Origin of the sequence: Nonomuraea deserti (assembly GCF_004348685.1) — a bacterium.
GTDB lineage: Bacteria > Actinomycetota > Actinomycetes > Streptosporangiales > Streptosporangiaceae > Nonomuraea > Nonomuraea deserti.
This window is the reverse complement of sequence record NZ_SMKO01000029.1, coordinates 12,715-29,121: the sequence shown is the minus strand read 5'-3', so window position 1 is coordinate 29,121 and position 16,407 is coordinate 12,715. Positions and strand designations below refer to the sequence as shown.

General features: G+C 71.3%; 16 protein-coding genes. 10 read left to right on the top strand and 6 right to left on the bottom strand.

All coding sequences use genetic code 11. The annotated features are described in order from the left end of the window. Positions 1-79: 79 nt before the first annotated feature. Positions 80-700, bottom strand: coding sequence for a mycothiol-dependent nitroreductase Rv2466c family protein (locus E1292_RS14200; protein ID WP_132595606.1), 621 nt, complete (start codon positions 698-700; stop codon positions 80-82). Between the two features lie 90 nt (positions 701-790). On the opposite strand from E1292_RS14200, the gene pepN reads away from it, so the two are divergent. From pepN to E1292_RS14185, 3 genes are all read left to right on the top strand, one after another. Further along, positions 791-3,355 (top strand): aminopeptidase N, encoded by a 2,565-nt coding sequence (gene pepN / locus E1292_RS14195; RefSeq protein ID WP_132595605.1) that lies wholly within the window; start codon positions 791-793, stop codon positions 3,353-3,355. A 94-nt stretch (positions 3,356-3,449) separates the two neighbouring features. Beyond that, complete coding sequence (locus E1292_RS14190; protein WP_132595604.1) at positions 3,450-4,721, top strand: serine/threonine-protein kinase; 1,272 nt, start codon at positions 3,450-3,452, stop codon at positions 4,719-4,721. A 56-nt stretch (positions 4,722-4,777) separates the two neighbouring features. Next, complete coding sequence (locus tag E1292_RS14185) at positions 4,778-5,728, top strand: hypothetical protein (RefSeq protein ID WP_132595603.1); 951 nt, start codon at positions 4,778-4,780, stop codon at positions 5,726-5,728. Between the two features lie 15 nt (positions 5,729-5,743). Here E1292_RS14185 and E1292_RS14180 read toward each other — a convergent pair whose 3' ends face one another. After that, on the bottom strand, positions 5,744-6,106 hold the full coding sequence (locus E1292_RS14180; RefSeq protein WP_132595640.1) for a DUF5130 family protein: 363 nt from the start codon (positions 6,104-6,106) through the stop codon (positions 5,744-5,746). Positions 6,107-6,113: 7 nt separating this feature from the next. Continuing rightward, positions 6,114-6,401, bottom strand: coding sequence for a hypothetical protein (locus E1292_RS14175; protein ID WP_132595602.1), 288 nt, complete (start codon positions 6,399-6,401; stop codon positions 6,114-6,116). Between the two features lie 369 nt (positions 6,402-6,770). On the opposite strand from E1292_RS14175, the gene E1292_RS14170 reads away from it, so the two are divergent. From E1292_RS14170 to E1292_RS14160, 3 genes are all read left to right on the top strand, one after another. Then, positions 6,771-7,598: a nuclease-related domain-containing protein gene (locus E1292_RS14170; RefSeq protein ID WP_132595601.1), complete on the top strand. Its 828-nt coding sequence runs from the start codon at positions 6,771-6,773 to the stop codon at positions 7,596-7,598. 206 nt (positions 7,599-7,804) lie between these two features. Then, positions 7,805-9,643, top strand: coding sequence for a dihydroxy-acid dehydratase (gene ilvD / locus E1292_RS14165; RefSeq protein WP_132595600.1), 1,839 nt, complete (start codon positions 7,805-7,807; stop codon positions 9,641-9,643). Between the two features lie 107 nt (positions 9,644-9,750). After that, positions 9,751-10,245: a helix-turn-helix transcriptional regulator gene (locus tag E1292_RS14160; RefSeq protein WP_165974528.1), complete on the top strand. Its 495-nt coding sequence runs from the start codon at positions 9,751-9,753 to the stop codon at positions 10,243-10,245. A 366-nt stretch (positions 10,246-10,611) separates the two neighbouring features. On the opposite strand, the gene E1292_RS14155 is transcribed toward E1292_RS14160, so the two are convergent. The 3 genes from E1292_RS14155 to E1292_RS14145 are packed head-to-tail and all read right to left on the bottom strand — an operon-like array spanning position 10,612 to position 12,217. Next, complete coding sequence (locus E1292_RS14155) at positions 10,612-10,815, bottom strand: FmdB family zinc ribbon protein (RefSeq protein ID WP_132595599.1); 204 nt, start codon at positions 10,813-10,815, stop codon at positions 10,612-10,614. Positions 10,816-10,871: 56 nt separating this feature from the next. Continuing rightward, a complete protein-coding gene (locus E1292_RS14150) occupies positions 10,872-11,666 on the bottom strand; it encodes a GNAT family N-acetyltransferase (protein WP_132595598.1) in 795 nt (264 codons plus the stop codon). A gap of 44 nt (positions 11,667-11,710) precedes the next feature. Then, complete coding sequence (locus tag E1292_RS14145; protein ID WP_132595639.1) at positions 11,711-12,217, bottom strand: HNH endonuclease; 507 nt, start codon at positions 12,215-12,217, stop codon at positions 11,711-11,713. A 281-nt stretch (positions 12,218-12,498) separates the two neighbouring features. Between E1292_RS14145 and E1292_RS14140 the strand changes: the two genes are divergently transcribed. Genes E1292_RS14140 through E1292_RS14125 form a run of 4 tightly spaced genes read left to right on the top strand, consistent with a single transcriptional unit; the run spans position 12,499 to position 16,403 of the window. After that, complete coding sequence (locus tag E1292_RS14140; RefSeq protein ID WP_132595597.1) at positions 12,499-14,556, top strand: prolyl oligopeptidase family serine peptidase; 2,058 nt, start codon at positions 12,499-12,501, stop codon at positions 14,554-14,556. Positions 14,557-14,566: 10 nt separating this feature from the next. Continuing rightward, positions 14,567-15,358 (top strand): helix-turn-helix domain-containing protein, encoded by a 792-nt coding sequence (locus E1292_RS14135; RefSeq protein ID WP_132595596.1) that lies wholly within the window; start codon positions 14,567-14,569, stop codon positions 15,356-15,358. A gap of 5 nt (positions 15,359-15,363) precedes the next feature. Then, the gene (locus E1292_RS14130; protein WP_132595595.1) at positions 15,364-15,714 is read left to right on the top strand and encodes a VOC family protein; all 351 of its coding nucleotides are present in this window, start codon (positions 15,364-15,366) and stop codon (positions 15,712-15,714) included. Positions 15,715-15,752: 38 nt separating this feature from the next. After that, positions 15,753-16,403 carry a DUF6461 domain-containing protein gene (locus tag E1292_RS14125; protein WP_132595594.1) on the top strand — a complete coding sequence of 217 codons (651 nt, stop codon included), beginning with the start codon at positions 15,753-15,755 and terminating at the stop codon, positions 16,401-16,403. Positions 16,404-16,407: the final 4 nt, after the last annotated feature.

Sequence of the window (16,407 nt, the reverse complement as noted above, 5' to 3'; positions counted from 1 at the left end):
CTGGGATGAGCCTTCTCCACCGCCGACGGCCTTATTCCACCGCCAGCGTACGACGACTCAAAGGGCATAGACGGATGCGTCAGTCGAATTGCGGTCGTTTGGTGCGCGTGCGCTTCAGCTCGTAGAAGTCCTCGTACGCGGTGACCGCCAGCACGCCGTCCCAGAGCTTGCCCGCGTCCTCACCTCGGAGGATGCGGGTGATCACGGGCCCGAAGAAGGCGTTGGCGCCGAGGCGGATGATGGGCGTGCCGACCTCCTGGCCGACGAGCGTGATGCCCTCGTCGTGGGAGGCGCGGATGGTGGAGTCCCACTCCTCGGAGTGCATGGCCTCGACGAGGCTCTTGTCGAGGCCGGCCCGCTCGAGCGCGGTCTCGACGGTCTCGCGCAGCCGCTCGGGCTCCTTGCTCCTGCCCTCGTTGTGCAGCAGGGTGCCCAGAGCGGTGTAGAGCTCGCCGATGGCCTGCTCGCCGTGCTTCGCGGCGGCCGCCGCCACCACCCTGACCGACCCCATGGCCCGGGCGGCCCGCTCTCGGTAGTCGTCGGAGACGTCTTTGTCCTCATTGAGGATGTGGAGCGACATCATGCGCCAGCGCGGCTCGATGGGGCGAACCTCCGCCACCTCGATCAGCCATCGTGACGTCACCCACGCGAAGGGGCAGGATGGGTCGAACCACAGGTCCACGGGAATCTTTTCAGTCACGTGGGGCCATAACCTGAGGTGGTTCGGGTCCTATTCCCGCCGTGGCAGGATACCGACAAACTTCTACGAAGCGGTGAAAAGGAGCGCAACTTGGCAGGCAACCTGACCCGAGACGAGGCTCGTGAGCGCGCCCGGCTGCTGAAGGTCGAGTCTTACGAGGTCGCACTCGACCTGACGGAGGGGGACGAGCGCTTCGAGAGCGTCACGACGGTCCGCTTCGCCAGCACCAGCCCGGGCGCGTCCACCTTCATCGATCTGCACGGCGCCCGCGTGCGCAAGGTCGTGCTCAACGGCGAGGAGCTCGACGTGGCGGGCTACGACGCCGCCAACGGGCGATTCCCGCTGCCCTCGCTCGCCGAGGCCAACGAGCTGCGCGTGGACGCCGACTGCTCCTACATGCGCACCGGCGAGGGGCTCCACCGCTTCGTCGACCCCGTCGACAAGAACGTCTACCTGCACAGCCAGTTCGAGACGGCCGACGCGCACCGCATGTACGCCTGCTTCGACCAGCCCGACCTCAAGGCCACCTTCCAGCTCACCGTGCTGGCCCCGGCCGGCTGGGAGGTCATCTCCAACGCCGCCGCCACCAACGTGGAGGAGCTGCGCGAGCAGGCGGGCAAGCACGGCACGGTGCCCGCCGCCCGGCGCTGGCAGTTCGCGCCCACACCGGTCATCTCCACCTACATCACCGCGCTGGTGGCCGGCCCGTACCACAAGGTGACCTCCGAGCACGACGGCATCCCGCTGGGCGTCTACTGCCGGGCCTCGCTGGCCGGCCACCTCGACGCCGACAACATCCTGGAGGTCACCCGGCAGGGCTTCGACTTCTTCCACCGCGTCTTCGGGGTGCGCTATCCCTTCGGGAAGTACGACCAGCTCTTCGTGCCCGAGTTCAACGCCGGCGCCATGGAGAACGCCGCCTGCGTCACGCTCCTGGAGGACTACGTCTTCCGCTCCCGCGTCACCGACGCGGTCGTCGAGCGGCGCGCCGAGACGATCCTGCACGAGATGGCGCACATGTGGTTCGGCGACCTCGTCACCATGCGGTGGTGGGACGACCTGTGGCTGAACGAGTCGTTCGCCACCTACATGTCCGTGCTCGCCCAGGCCGAGGCCACGCGGTGGGGCAAGGGCGCGTGGACGACCTTCGCCAACGTGGAGAAAGCCTGGGCCTACCGCCAGGACCAGCTCCCCTCGACCCACCCGATCGCCGCCGACATCCCCGACATGCAGGCGGTCGAGGTCAACTTCGACGGCATCACCTACGCCAAGGGCGCCTCGGTGCTCAAGCAGCTCGTCGCCTACGTGGGCCTGGACAACTTCCTGGCCGGCGTACGCGACTACTTCGCCGAGCACGCGTGGGGCAACACCGAGCTGAAAGACCTGCTCAACGCGCTGGAGCGCACCTCGGGCCGTGACCTGTCGTCCTGGTCGAAGGAGTGGCTGGAGACCTCGTGGGTCAACACGCTGCGGCCCTCGTTCGAGGTGTCAGGAGGCCGGTTCACGAGCTTCGAGGTGCTGCAGGAGGCGCCTGCCGAGCACCCGACGCTGCGCTCCCACCGGGTCGCCATCGGCCTGTACTCCCTGGCGGGCGGCGAGCTGACGCGGACCAGGCGGGTGGAGCTCGACGTGGTGGGCGCCCGCACGAACGTGGCCCAGCTCGTCGGCGAGGAGCAGCCCGACCTCGTGCTGATCAACGACGACGACCTGACCTACGCCAAGGTCCGCCTCGACGAGCGCTCCTTGAAGACGCTGGTCGACGGCGGCATCGCCGCGTTCACCGAGTCGCTGCCGCGGGCCCTGTGCTGGTCCGCGGCATGGGACATGACCCGCGACGGCGAGATGTCCACGCGCGACTACGTCCAGCTGGTCGTCTCGGGCGCGGAGACGGTCTCCGACATCACCGTCCTCCAGGCGGTGCTGCGGCAGGCGCGCATGGCCGTGCAGCAGTACGCCGACCCGGCGTGGCGGCAGGAGGGTCTCGAGCTGCTGGCCGGCAGGCTGCGCGCGCTGCTCGCCTCCGCCGGGCCGGGCTCCGACCACCAGCTCGCCTTCCTCCAGGCGTTCGCACCCGTGGCCGGCTCCGGCGAGGACCTCGACCTGCTGCAGGGCATCCTCGACGGCTCGTCCGTGCCCGAGGGCCTGACCGTCGACGCCGACCTGCGCTGGTCGCTGGTGTACGCGCTGGTCTCCTGCGGCCGCCTGACCGAGGCGGACATCGACGCCGAGCTGGAGCTCGACCCTACGGCGACGGGTGAGCGCTCGGCGGCGCACTGCCGGGCCGCGATCCCGACCGCCGAGGCCAAGGCCGCCGCGTGGGACCGGATCGTGGGCGGCGAGCTGGCCAATCACATCGCCCGTACGACCATCGGCGGCTTCCAGGACCCGCGCCACCCCGAGCTGCTGGCCCCCTACCGCGAGAAGTACTTCGCCGAGGTGGGGCGGATCTACAAGGAGTGGACGTTCGACCAGGCGTCCACGTTCGCCGTGGGATGCTTCCCCGCGCTGCTCATCGAGCCGGCGACCGTCGAGGCCGCGGAGCACTACCTCGCCGACGAGGAGCCGCCGCAGGCGTTGCGCCGGCTGATCCTCGAGGGTGCCGACGGCGTGAGCAGGGCCCTGCGCAACCGGGAGAAGGACGCCGCCGCCTCCTGACGCGCCCGCCGCGGGCCCCCGCCAGCCCGGCGGGGGCCCGCGGGCTGCGCCGACTTGGCCATGGCGGCGCAGCGGCGATGTTAGCCTCAAGTACGTGCTAGGCGCCGGGACCACGCTCAACGATCGCTACGTGCTGACCGGCCGTCTCGGCGGCGGCGGCATGGGCGAGGTCTGGCGTGCCGACGACACGGTCCTCGGGCGCGCGGTGGCGGTCAAGGTGCTCATGCCCGCGCTCACCGAGAACCCCTCCTTCACCCAGCGTTTCCAGAACGAGGCCAGGGCCATGGCCACGCTCCGGCATCCCGGCGTGGTCGACGTCTACGACTACGGCGTCAGCGAGGTCGCCGGCCGCCAGGTGAGCTTCCTGGTCATGGAATACGTGGAGGGCGAGTCGCTCGACCACGTGCTGCGGCGCGGCGCGCTCGGCCCGGAGGCCACCATGCGGCTGGTCGCCGAGGTGGGCGACGCGCTGGCCGCCGCCCACGCGCAGGGCATCGTCCACCGCGACGTCAAGCCGGCCAACCTCATGATCAGGCCCGACGGCAGCGTGGCGCTCACCGACTTCGGCATCGCCCACTCCGTCTCCGCGGGGCATCTGACGGCCACGGGCACCATGCTCTGCTCGGCCGGCTACTGCGCCCCCGAGATGGCCACCAGCAGCGACGTGACCCCCTCGGTCGACGTTTACGCCCTGGGCGTGGTGGCGTACGAGTGCCTGACCGGACAGTTGCCGTTCCAGGGCGATACGCCCGTACAAATCATCTTCAAGCACCTCAACTCCCCCGTCCCGCGCCTGCCCGCCGACGTGCCGGCGGGGCCGCGGCAGGTGGTGGAGCGGGCGCTGGAGAAGGCGCCCGAGGCGCGCTGGCCGACGGCCGCGCTGATGGCCGAGGCCGCGCGCAAGGCGATGGCCTCTCCCACCACGCTGCCCGTCCCGCGCCGCCGCAGTTCGCTGCGGGCGGTGGTCACCATCGCCGCGGCGGTGGCGGTGTCCGCGGCGGTGGCGGCATTCGTCTGGTTGCGTCCGGTGACGCCCACGACGGTGAGCCGGATGGAGCCGCCGACCGTCACCGCCACGGCCGCGGTGACCTCGCCGTCGCCTTCGGTCACCACGAAGCAGCCGCTGCCGCCGGCCAAGCGCACCTCCAGCCCCAGGCCCACCCGCTCCAGCACGACGGCGCCGACGCCCACCCCGACGGTCACCGCCACCGAGACCGAGACCCCGACCGTCTCGCCGACCACTCCTCAGCCCGAGCCGACCGAGGAGCCCACGACTGACGAGCCCGAGGAGCCGACGTCGGAGCCCACGATCTCCCGGCCGCCGCCTCCGGGCGAGATCCAGTGCATCCGGGCTCCGTGCCCGTGACCGGCCCCCGGCGCCGGCGTCCTTAACGGCTCGCCGAACGTGAGAAAGTCTTTCGCGTGGACTCGACTCGTGACCTTTTCGTCGCCCTTGCCCGCCGTTATGCCTTCGCCGACCTCGGTGCGCTGGCCCCCGCCGCCGACATCGCCGAGGTGTGCGAGTTCGGCCAGCGGCTGCTCTCGCTCGACGCCGAGGACTTCGCGGCCGAGGCCCGGGTGGTGCCCGCCGACCTGCGGCGGCGCGCGCGAGCGTGTCACATGCCGCAGACGCCGCGCGAGCAGCCGCGCGGGGCGCTCGAGTCCCTGCGGCCCGCGTACGAGCTGCTGCTCGAGGTGATCTCGGTACGGTGGCACCGGCGCGAGCTGAGCCCGATGATCGCCGCGGTGCACATCGCCAGCGAATACCTGCCGCTGCTGGCCTTCGAGCCGCAGCTCGGCCACGCGGGCGACCCCGCGCGCTGGCCCGAGGCGCTGAGCGTGGCGGGCAGCAGGTTCGGCGTGATCGGCGACCGGGAGTGCGACCACACGAAGTCCGAGCAGTCGGCCACCAACCGGACGCTGCGGGTGTCGGCCGAGCCGGCCGAGGGCTGGCGGGCCTACTTCGACCGCCAGCACAGCCAGGTCGCCGGCGCGCTCGCCGTGTGCGTCGCGACCTGCCGCAACCCGTGCACGGCCATGGACTGGATCGAGCCGGAGCCGCGGGCCGACCTCCAGCTGCGCGCCCGCACGGCCCTGGCCTTCGCCGAGACCCCGCTCGTCCGGCTGCGCCACGCGGCCCCGGTCGGGCACGGGTTCGGGGTGCCGTCGCCGGAGGAGGTGCTCGATGCGTGGGAGCGCAGCCGGGCCGGGCTCGACAAGAACGCCATCGGGTCTGCGGCGCTGAAGGACGACGGGTTCCCCCTGCCGGGGCTGCCCGCGCTGTTCTCGGCCGTCGCCGACGCCCCGATCGAGCCGGCGACCCTGCTCGACGGGGTCAGCCGGCACATCGTCAGCCTCCTCGAACACGACTGACGCCCCTGCCGGGGGTCAGCGGTGGGCCGCGGCCTGCTCCGCGAGTGCGGCGATGCCGTACAACAGGCCGCCCACCAGGTCGCCCACGCTGAACGAGGTGGCCATCGACATCGCTGTCAGCCGGCAGGCGCTGTCGGGCAGCCGGAGCCGGGCGGCGTCGCCGGTGACGATCTCCAGCGCCCGCCCCACGGGATCCACGAAGATCACCACGGCGTCGGCGGCCTCGTCGCCCAGGGCGGCGTGCAGGCGTTCGGCGAAGTGCCGCCGGGAGCCCTCCGGCTCGCCGATGAACAATCCGAACCGCAGGCCGCTTCGCCGTTCCGCGGCCTGCACGGCCTTCCTGATGTCGTCGGCCTGTGCGGCGGTCAGTCCGCGCATCGTCACCTCACCACCCCGCGGACGCGCCGCCGACGCGCCTGCCGGGCTCTGCCGTCTCGGCGGCGGCCACCCAGTCGTGCTCGGGAACGTCCGTCCAGTGCGCGACCCGGTCGGCCAGCACCAGCGCGGACGTGCTCACCCCGCGCTCGCTCCTGGACGGCCCGCCGATCCACACCGGCCACGCTCCCCGGCGCCGCGGCGCCCGGCCCGGCACCATGACCAGCAGGCTGATCAGCACGAACAGCCCCATGGACACCCCGATGAGCAAGAGCAGAATCTCCGCCGCGCTGTTCACACCCTGACCGTAAACCGCTCCGGCGGGTCCGGCCAGACCCCGGCGCGGGGTGTCTGGCACATGGATGGCGCTGGATGACGCTGGGTGGCGCGGCGGCGGGACGGCGGCGGGACGGCGGCGGGACGAACCCGCGCCGGCCGAGCCGGACATGATCGGCGCACCCCCGCGCCACGTTAGGATCTTTCGCGAGGGCCGGCACTCCTGCGGGCGGATGGCCGGGTCCGACGGTGCTCCGAGCCCGTGGGCATCTCTAGAGAAGAACTTAAGACATACCCGGAAAACACGCGTGGAACACGATGAGCTGGGCCATAAAACTATGGACACGGCAACACTAGGAATCGATCGAACCCCCGGGCTACGGTGAGTTACGTGGACTCCGACATCCAGCGAGAAGACGGTCACAACGCGTCACCCATCTGGGTGAGCGACAAGCCAGAAAGCGAGCAGACCGCCGCCGCGAAGCCTTCGGCGCCCACCTCCACGTACGCGCCGGTCAAGCGCGTGTCCATGCGCAGCCTGCTGCAGCAGCCGCGGGTCCGCCGCCTGCGCAACCGCGCGATCCTGGCGGTGGTCGTCGGCCTCGTCGTGGGCTTCCTCGTGGGCGACTGGCGGGCCGGTGTGACCGCGGGCGTGCTCGCGGCCATCGCGGAGGCGATCTATCGGGCGCGCTCCAACTCCTCCGTGCCCGCGTGGCGGCGCACGTCCGTGGCCGAGCGCCGCACCGAGGCGCAACTGCGCAAGCTCGAGCGCAACGGCTACCGCACGCTGCACGCCAGGGCGATCCCGGACAGCGAGGCCCAGATCGACCACCTGGTGGTGGGCCCGACGGGCGTGTACGCGGTCGACTCCGAGAAGTGGGACAAGCGGCTGCCCGTGCGCGTTCAGATGGGCAAGAAGCTCTTCCACGGGCCGTTCGACATGAAGCCCCGCATCAACGAGGCCAAGTGGGAGGCGTCGCAGGCGAGCGAGCTGATCAGCAAGTCGTTCGGCCGCGAGGTCTCGGTCGTGCCCTCCCTCGCCATCTACGGGCCGCAGGTGCCGTGGAAGATCATGACGATCCGCGGCGTGGACGTCTACCAGGGCGACCGCGCCCGCAAGTGGATCACCAAGCGGGAACGGGCGCTGACCGAGGGCGAGATCGACCGGATCTACGACATCGCCGCCCAGGTGCTCCCGGCCCGCTACGGCGAAGACTGAGCCACCTGGTGGCTGGGCGTTCGACCGCCGGCTTCTCTCCCATCGCCGCAGGCTGAACGCCCCTCGGAGCGGCCTCCTCGTGCGGTCCGCCCGTCCCTCGTCGTGGTGCGGGCGGGCCGACAGCAGTCCGATGCATGGACAGGCGTCTCAGTTGCCGGGCGGGTGGCCGTAACATGTGAAGACTTGCTAGCGATGGGAGAAGCACAATGCCGGCCCTCAGGTCACGTACAGTCACCCACGGCAGGAACATGGTCGGTGCCCGGGCCCTGCTCCGGGCGACCGGCGTAGCCGGGGGCGATTTCGGCAAGCCCATCATCGCGGTGGCCAACAGCTTCACGCAGTTCGTTCCCGGCCATGTGCATCTGCGCGAGGTCGGCGACGTGGTCGCGTCGGCCGTCAGGGAAGCCGGCGCCATCCCCCGCGAGTTCAACACGATCGCGGTCGACGACGGCATCGCGATGGGCCACGGCGGCATGCTCTACTCCCTGCCCTCGCGCGAGCTGATCGCCGACGCCGTCGAATACATGGTCAACGCCCACTGCGCCGACGCGCTGATCTGCGTGTCCAACTGTGACAAGATCACGCCGGGCATGCTGCTGGCGGCGTTCCGGCTGAACATCCCGACGATCTTCGTCTCCGGCGGCCCCATGGAGGCCGGCAAGGCACCGGGCAGGAAGCTCGACCTGATCGACCCGATGATCGCCGCCGCCGACGAGTCCGTCTCCGACGCCGACCTGCTGGAGATGGAGGAGGCCGCCTGCCCGACGTGCGGCTCCTGCTCGGGCATGTTCACCGCCAACTCGATGAACTGCCTGGCCGAGGCCATCGGCCTCGCGCTGCCCGGCAACGGCACGATCCTGGCCACGCACAAGTTCCGCAAGAAGCTGTTCGAGGACGCCGGCCGGCAGCTGGTGGAGATCACCCGCCGCTACTACGAGGAGGACGACGAGTCGGTGCTGCCGCGCTCGATCGCGACCCGCGAGGCGTTCGAGAACGCGATGACGCTCGACGTGGCGATGGGCGGCTCGACCAACACGATCCTGCACATCCTGGCCGCGGCCCGCGAGGCCGAGGTCGACTTCGGGCTCAAGGAGATCAACGAGCTGTCTCTGCGGGTGCCGTGCCTGTGCAAGGTCGCCCCTGCCACCAGCAAGTTCCACGTCGAGGACGTGCACCGCGCCGGCGGCATCCCGGCCATCCTGGGCGAGCTCGACCGGGCCGGCCTGCTGCACCGCGACGTGTCCACGGTCAACGGCGGCACGCTCGCCGACATGCTGGCCGGCTGGGACGTGCGCTCGCCGTCGGTCCTGCCGGAGGCCGTGGAGTTGTGGCACGCGGCGCCCGGCAACGTGCGCACGGTCAAGGCCTACTCGCAGGACAACCGCTGGGACTCCCTCGACCTCGACCGGGCGGAGGGGTGCATCCGCGACATGGAGCACTCCTACACCGCCGACGGCGGGCTGGCCGTCCTCTACGGCAACATCTCGCGTGACGGCGCGGTGGTGAAGACCGCAGGGGTCGACGAGTCGATCTGGAGATTCAGCGGGCCCGCGGTGGTGTTCGAGTCGCAGGAGCAGGCCGTCGAGGGCATCCTGGGCGGGCGCGTCAAGGAGGGCGACGTGGTGGTCATCCGCTACGAAGGCCCCAAGGGCGGGCCCGGCATGCAGGAGATGCTCTACCCGACCTCCTTCCTCAAGGGCAGGGGCCTGGGCAAGGCCTGCGCCCTCGTCACCGACGGGCGCTTCTCCGGCGGCACCTCGGGGCTGTCGATCGGCCACGCCTCGCCCGAGGCGGCCGAGGGCGGCACGATCGCGCTGGTCGAAGACGGCGACCTCATCGACATCGACATCCCCAACCGGTCGATGGAGCTGCGGGTGACCGAGGCCGAGCTGGCGGCCCGGCGCGAGCGGCTGCTGGCCGAGCTCGGCCGCTTCCGTCCGCGCGACCGCGACCGGCCGGTCACCGTGGCGCTGCAGGCCTACGCGGCGATGACGACGTCCGCGTCCACGGGCGCCTCGCGCGACCTGACGCAGCTGTCGCGATAAACGCTGCCCCTGTACGGCAGGCGACCGGGTTCTCGCCTGCCGTACAGGCCCCTCCCTCGCCGCACAGATTTTCGAAAATTGTCGGTGGTCGTCCGTATTCTTGGGGTATGACGACAGTCGTGAAGCACGATACTCGCCCGCTGACGACCGCCGAGATCGCCGCCCTCGCCCTCTCCCTCGCCCACCTCGGAGCGGGTCCGCAGGCCGTCACCGCCAGGCGTGGCCTGCAGCACGCACTCGAGCACCTGGAGCTCGACGACGACGTCATCTCCACCACCCTCGCGACCCTCACCGAGCCGCTGCCCGTCGACGTCGCCTCCCGGGCCAGGCTCATGGCCGACGCCATCACCAGCCGCCTCATGATCCGCCTCCACTACCGCGACGCCTACGGCACCGTCACCGCGCGCGACGTCGAGCCGGTGACCTGCCTGGTCCACCGCGAATACTGGTATCTGGTCGGCGTGTGCAGGATGCGCCGGGCCATCAGGGCGTTCAGGTTCGACCGGATCATCGCGGTCGAACCCACGCTCACGCCGTCCCGACCGCATCTCGCCGACCGGTTCCTGCCGTTCCAGCGCCGCAAGCGCGCCAGGGCCGCGTAAGAGCCCTGCCGCTTGTCCGGCCGGCCGTGCCCCCGGCCGTTGGGCCGGGGGGCCAGGCTCCCCCGCGTGCGCGTCCGGGGGATCCGGCTCATCAGCCCTGCTGGTCGTGGCATCCGGGTGTACGGGCCCGTCCGCCGGCGCCCCGCTTCCTGGCCGCCGCGCCACAGCGGCCGGCGGCCCGCCAGGTCGTCGTGGAGAGCGCGCTGCCCGTGGCTGAGCGGCGTGCTCAAGACGGCGTGCTCCGGCCAGGCGGAGGCGCGGGATCTGCTCGCCGATCCCGGCGGGCGGGCCGGTGACGAGGCCGGCCGGAGCTACGCCGTGAAGCCCGGCCGGGCGCGACCGTCGACGCCACCGGTGCGTGGCCTCTCAGGAGGAGCAGCAACCTCCGCCGCAGCAGCCGCCGCCCCCCTGAGGTGCGGCCGCGCCGCCCGTCATGGACACCGTGGACAGCAGCTTCACCGTGTCGTCGTGGCCCTCGGGGCAGGGGGCCGGGTCGTTGGAGGCCGACATGGAGCGGGAGACCTCGAACGTGGAGCCGCAGGCGCGGCAGCGGAAGTCGTATCGCGGCATGAGCCGAGTTTACCGCCGGCGGGCGTACGGCCATCAAGGGCTGCCGCGCCTCGCCGTCAATAGGTGAGATGCGCGTAGTCGGACACCGGCTCGTAGCCGATGGCCTGGTAGATGGCGTTGCTCGTCGGGTTGTCCAGGTCGGTGAAGAGCACGACGTGCTCGCACCGCTCGGCCAGGCCTGTCCGGCTGGCGAAGGCCGTGACGGCGGCGCCGTAGCCGCGCCTGCGGCACGAAGGTGGTGTGTAGACGGGCCCGATGCGGCAGACCCCGCCGGCCGCCGGTGAGAGCCCGGCGAAAGAGACCGGCGCCTCGTCCACCTCCCACACGAACAGCTCGCGGCGCGCCAGCCGCTGCGCCGCCCGCTCGGCCAGGTCGGCCGCGGGCATCTCCACCTCGTCGTGGAACGCGTGATACCAGCTCACCAGCAGCGGGAAGTCGCCGGGGACGGCGATCCTGCCCCGGCCGGGCACGTCGGGCACGGTGAGGGTGCCGAGGCGGTAGAGCCGCTCCGACACCGTTCTGCCGGGCTTCCCGAGCAGCCGGACGGCCTCGGAGGTCACCTCGACGGGGCCCACGAGCGTGGGCAGCTCGCGATCGAGCGCCTCGACCAGGGGCGCGACGGCCTCGACGGGCATCGAGAAGAGGCCGATGGGATGCGGCGGAGTGCGGAAGACCGCGCCGCGAACCTCGTCGTCCACCGTCCACCAGCCGAAGAGCGGATCCTTGGCGGGCATGCCCGCGCGCAGGTTGGCCAGGACGGTCAGCGGGACGGTGTTGCGCACCGGGTCGCCGAGCAGGAAGGGCTCGGCGACCGCGGCGTACTCCTCAACCTCTGAGGTGAAGGTCCACATGCCTGCTCATGTTGTCAGGACGCGAACCCCCGCATCAAAACCTTTCAGGCCGCGGCATCGAGGTAGGGCGCCCACTGCGGGTCCCCGACGAGCGAGGCGCCGATGAGCCTCCAGTGGGCGCCCCGCGGCACCGCCGGGCTGACGCGAAGCGTCCACCCCAGCTCCTCCAGGTATTTGTCGGCCTTCCTGTGGTTGCAGGTCGTGCACGAGGCCACGCAGTTCTCCCAGGTGTGCGTGCCTCCCCTGGACCGCGGGACGACGTGGTCGATGGTCTCGGCCCGCTGCCCGCAGTAGGCGCAGCGGTAGTCGTCGCGCCGCATGAGGGCGGCCCTGGTCAGCGGGATGCGCGACCGGTAGGGAATGCGGACGTATCTGCGGAGCCTGATCACCGAGGGGACGTCGAGCGTACGGCTCGCGGAACGCAGCACCGCGCCCCGGCCGTCGCGGTGCACGACGTCGGCCTTCTCCCGCAGCACCAGCACGATGGCCCGGTGCAGCGAGAGGGTGGTCAGTGGCTCGTAGGTGGCGTTGAGCAGCAGGACTTGGCGCATCATCGGGCCTCTCCCTGCTGCGCGCGTATCAAAGGGGACATGCCGCGGCATGTCCCGCCTGTCGGCCCCTCCTGGGGCACTCGTGCTTCCGTCACGTGGACCTCCGCCGGACGGCCCAGCGGATGGTCACCACGGCACCGTCCTGTCACCAAGTCTGGCGTTTGCACCGTGGTCCCCGCCACCCCAAAAGCATCCGACGGACTGACTAAAGGGACGCACGGTACGTTTTATGCCCGCTCGACCAGCGCTTTACGCATCCCCGTTGGCATAGGGTTCCTGGCATGACGCGAGAGCCGTACCCGACCGCACGACGCGAAGAAACCAGTGACATCCTGCACGGAACACCCGTGCCCGACCCCTACCGGTGGCTCGAGGACCCCGACGGTCCCGAGACCAAGGGATGGCTGCTCGCGCAGGCCGAGCTGTTCAGCCGGGAGCGCGGTCCGCAACGTTTCAAGAGCCGCATCGCGGAGTTGCTCAGGTCGGGCTCGGTGGGCGTGCCTGCCTGGCGCGGCGGGCGCCACTTCTTCTCCCGCCGCACCCCCGACCAGGAGCACGCCGTCTACTACGTCGTCGAGCCCGACGGCACCGAGCGGGCGCTGATCGACCCCATCGACATCGACCCCTCCGGTCTGACCACGCTCGACGCGGTGCAGCCCGACAAGGAGGGCCGCCTGCTCGCCTACCAGATCTCGGTGGGGGGCAACGAGGAGTCGGTCCTCTACGTCATGGACGTCGCGACGGGGCAGCGCGTCGAGGGGCCCATCGACCGCTGCCGCTACTCCCCCGTCGCCTGGGTGCCCGGCGGGGAGGCGTTCTACTACGTGCGCCGGCTGCCCAGCACCGAGGTGCCGGAGAACGAGACGCAGTTCCACCGCCGCGTCTACCTCCACCGCGTCGGCACCTCCACCGAGGACGACGTGATGATCTTCGGGCAGGACCTGAAGATGACCAACTACTACGGCGTCTCCGTCTCGCGTGACGGGCGCTGGCTGCAGGTCTCGGCGCACGAGGGCACCGCGCCGCGCAACGACATCTGGGTGGCCGACCTGACGGAGTCCCCCGCCGACCGGCCCGAGCTGCGGGTGGTGCAGGAAGGCGTGGACGCGCAGTCGGCGCTGCTGTTCGGCCGCGACGGCCGCCTCTACGTCCACACCGACCGCGACGCGCCGCGGGGCAGGGTGTGCCTCGCCGACCCGGCCGCGCCGGGCTTCGAGACCTGGCGCGACCTCGTCCCCGAGGATCCCGAGGCGGTGCTGAGCGACTTCGCGATCCTCGACGACCTCGAGCGCCCGGTCATGCTGGTGGGCTGGACCCGCCACGCCATCAGCGAGATCACCGTGCACGACCTCGAGACCGGCGAGCGCGTGGGCGAGGTGCCCGCGCCCGGCCTCGGCTCCATCGGCGGCATCGCCGAGCGTCCCGAGGGCGGCCACGAGGCGTGGTTCGGCTACACCGACAACACCACGCCGCCCACCATCCAGCGCTACGACGCCCGCACCGGCGAGACCACGCTCTGGGCCGCCTCCCCCGGCGCGGTGGAGGTGCCGGAGGTGCGCACCTCGCAGGTCGTCTACCGGTCCCACGACGGCACCGACGTCCGCATGCTGATCATCTCTCCGGCCGGCGAGGCCTCCGGCCCTCGCCCCACGATCCTCTACGGCTACGGCGGCTTCGGCCTGTCCATGACGCCCGGCTACTCCGCCTCGATCCTGGCCTGGGTGGAGGCGGGCGGCGTCTACGCCATCGCCAACCTGCGCGGCGGCGGCGAGGAGGGCGAGGAGTGGCACCGCGCGGGCATGCTGGCCAACAAGCAGAACGTGTTCGACGACTTCCACGCGGCCGCCGAGCATCTCATCGCCACCGGCGTCACCACGAAGGAGCAGCTCGGCATCTCCGGCGGCTCCAACGGAGGCCTGCTCGTGGGCGCCGCGCTGACGCAGCGCCCCGAACTCTACTCCGCCGTCGTCTGCTCCGCGCCGCTGCTCGACATGATCAGGTACGAGAGGTTCGGGCTGGGCGCCACCTGGAACGTCGAATACGGCTCCGCCGACGACCCCCAGCCGTTCGCCTGGCTGCGGGCCTACTCGCCCTACCACCAAGTCAACGAGGGGGTCGCCTATCCCGCGACGCTCTTCACCGTCTTCCAGTCCGACACGCGCGTGCACCCGATGCACGCGTGGAAGATGTGCGCGGCGCTCCAGCACGCCACGACGAGCGAGCGTCCCGTGCTGCTGCGCAACGAGACGGAGGTGGGCCACGGCGCCCGCTCGGTGAGCAGGACGGTCGACCTGTCGGCCGACACGCTCACCTTCCTGGCACGGCACACCGGCTTGTAGCCTCGACACCATGAGCGCGTTGGGGCCGTCCATGGTCGAGGCCGCCCCCAGCGCCCTCCTGCGCCCCTACGTGACGCGCCTGTGCGCCTACAGCGAGCGATACGCCGAGCCGGTGACCAGGTCCGAGATGGCGATGCCGGGGGCCGTGCTGATCCTCGCCTTCGGCACGCCGATGGAGGTGCAGGGGCAGCGGGTCTCGGCGTTCGCGGGCGGGCTCGGCGACCGCTTCACCGTCACGCGCACGACGGGGCCGACGGAGGGCGTGGAGGTGTTCCTCACGCCGTTCGGGGCGCGCCGGCTCTACGGCCTGCCGATGCGGCATCTGACCAACCGGGTCGTGCCGGTCGGCGACCTGCCCGGGGCGTGGGAGGACACGGTGGTCGGCAGGCTGGCCGAGACGCCGTCATGGCATGACCGGCTGGCGCTGGCCGACCGGCTGCTGTGCGAGCGCATCCTGTCCGGCCCTGAGCCGGGTCCTGAGCTGCCGTGGGCGTGGGCCCGGCTGCTGGAGTCGGGAGGCCGCCTGAGCGTGTCGTCGCTGGCCGAGTCGCTCGGCTGGAGCCATCGCCATCTCGTCGCCCGTTTCCACGACCAGGTCGGGCTCACGCCGAAGACGGCCGCGCGGGTGATCAGGTTCGGCAGGGCGGCGCGGCTGTTGCGGGCGGGCACCTCCATCGCGCGGGTGGCGGCGGAGTGCGGCTTCTACGACCAGGCCCACATGAACCGTGAGTTCCGGGTGCTGGGCGACACGACGCCCGGTCAGATTCATCCAAGACCCGAGCCCTCGGAACGGGCACACTGAGGTGTATGAGCAGAACCGTATACGCACTGGCCAGATACCACGACTGCCAGGCCGCGCTCGACTTCCTGACCTCCGCGTTCGGGTTCGGGGTGCACGAGGTGGCCAAGAACGACGAGGGCGCCGTCAACCACGCCGAGCTGATCGTCGGTGACGACATCATCATGATCGGCCAAGGTGAGCCGGGCGGTCCGGGGATCTACGTCGCGGCCGACGACGTCGACGCCCATCACGACCGGGCGAGGGCCGCGGGTGCCCGCATCACCATGGACCTCGTGGACCAGCCGTACGGGTCACGCGAGTACGGCTGCGCCGACCCGGAGGGCAACGCCTGGTACTTCGGGACGTACCGGCCCTGACGGGTTTCTGTCGGTGGCGGCTGCCACGATCTGGGGGCATGACCAACGATCCGCTCGCCCCCTACCGCTGGCTCCAGGCCGCCGACGGCGACCCGGTCAACCCCCTGGGCGACATCTACTGCGTGTCCTTCTTCCGCGGGCTCGGCCCCGCCGAGGTGCTGCGCCGCTTCGGCCCGGCCGGGCCGCCGGGCCGAGAGCTGAGCTTCGCCGAGCTGGACGAGCAGGTCCACGCGTTCGTCGAGGGGACCGGCGGGGGTGACGGCGGCGGTCACGTCGGCGTGGTCCCGGTCGGCGAGTGGTGCGTCGCGGTCGAGCTGTGGGGCTGGACGGCGACGTTGCCGGAGGTCATCGCGCCGCTCTCGCAGGGCTGTGAGGTGGTGACCGTGGGCAGGCACGACTACGCGGAGGACGACTTCAGCTACGCGGTCGACGGCGCCGTCGTCACCACCTTCCGGCCCATCATGCCCAGCGAGCGGCATGGCGATGACAAGGACCGGCTCAACGAGCTGATGTGCGAGGTGGGGCTGACCCCCGAGGAGGAGCACGACGGGTGGGAGGCGCGGTGGGAGGACATGTCGGCCAACGGCCTGGCCCGGGCGTTCCTGCTGGCGGCCCGGATCACCGGGGTGGAGTTCACCGCCGGCCTGCTGTCGGGCCCGCTGCTCGTCGGCGCCATCGGCGAGCGCTAGGAGA

Bases quoted from the DNA above. Each gene is read 5' to 3' on its own strand.
- E1292_RS14140 (WP_132595597.1), top strand. From the start codon at position 12,499: ATGACGCGAGAGCCGTACCCGACCGCACGACGCGAAGAAACCAGTGAC.
- E1292_RS14150 (WP_132595598.1), bottom strand. From the start codon at position 11,666: ATGTGGACCTTCACCTCAGAGGTTGAGGAGTACGCCGCGGTCGCCGAG.
- E1292_RS14180 (WP_132595640.1), bottom strand. From the start codon at position 6,106: ATGCGCGGACTGACCGCCGCACAGGCCGACGACATCAGGAAGGCCGTG.
- E1292_RS14155 (WP_132595599.1), bottom strand. From the start codon at position 10,815: ATGCCGCGATACGACTTCCGCTGCCGCGCCTGCGGCTCCACGTTCGAG.
- E1292_RS14135 (WP_132595596.1), top strand. From the start codon at position 14,567: ATGAGCGCGTTGGGGCCGTCCATGGTCGAGGCCGCCCCCAGCGCCCTC.
- E1292_RS14160 (WP_165974528.1), top strand. From the start codon at position 9,751: ATGACGACAGTCGTGAAGCACGATACTCGCCCGCTGACGACCGCCGAG.
- E1292_RS14145 (WP_132595639.1), bottom strand. From the start codon at position 12,217: ATGCGCCAAGTCCTGCTGCTCAACGCCACCTACGAGCCACTGACCACC.
- E1292_RS14130 (WP_132595595.1), top strand. From the start codon at position 15,364: ATGAGCAGAACCGTATACGCACTGGCCAGATACCACGACTGCCAGGCC.
- E1292_RS14125 (WP_132595594.1), top strand. From the start codon at position 15,753: ATGACCAACGATCCGCTCGCCCCCTACCGCTGGCTCCAGGCCGCCGAC.
- ilvD (WP_132595600.1), top strand. From the start codon at position 7,805: ATGCCGGCCCTCAGGTCACGTACAGTCACCCACGGCAGGAACATGGTC.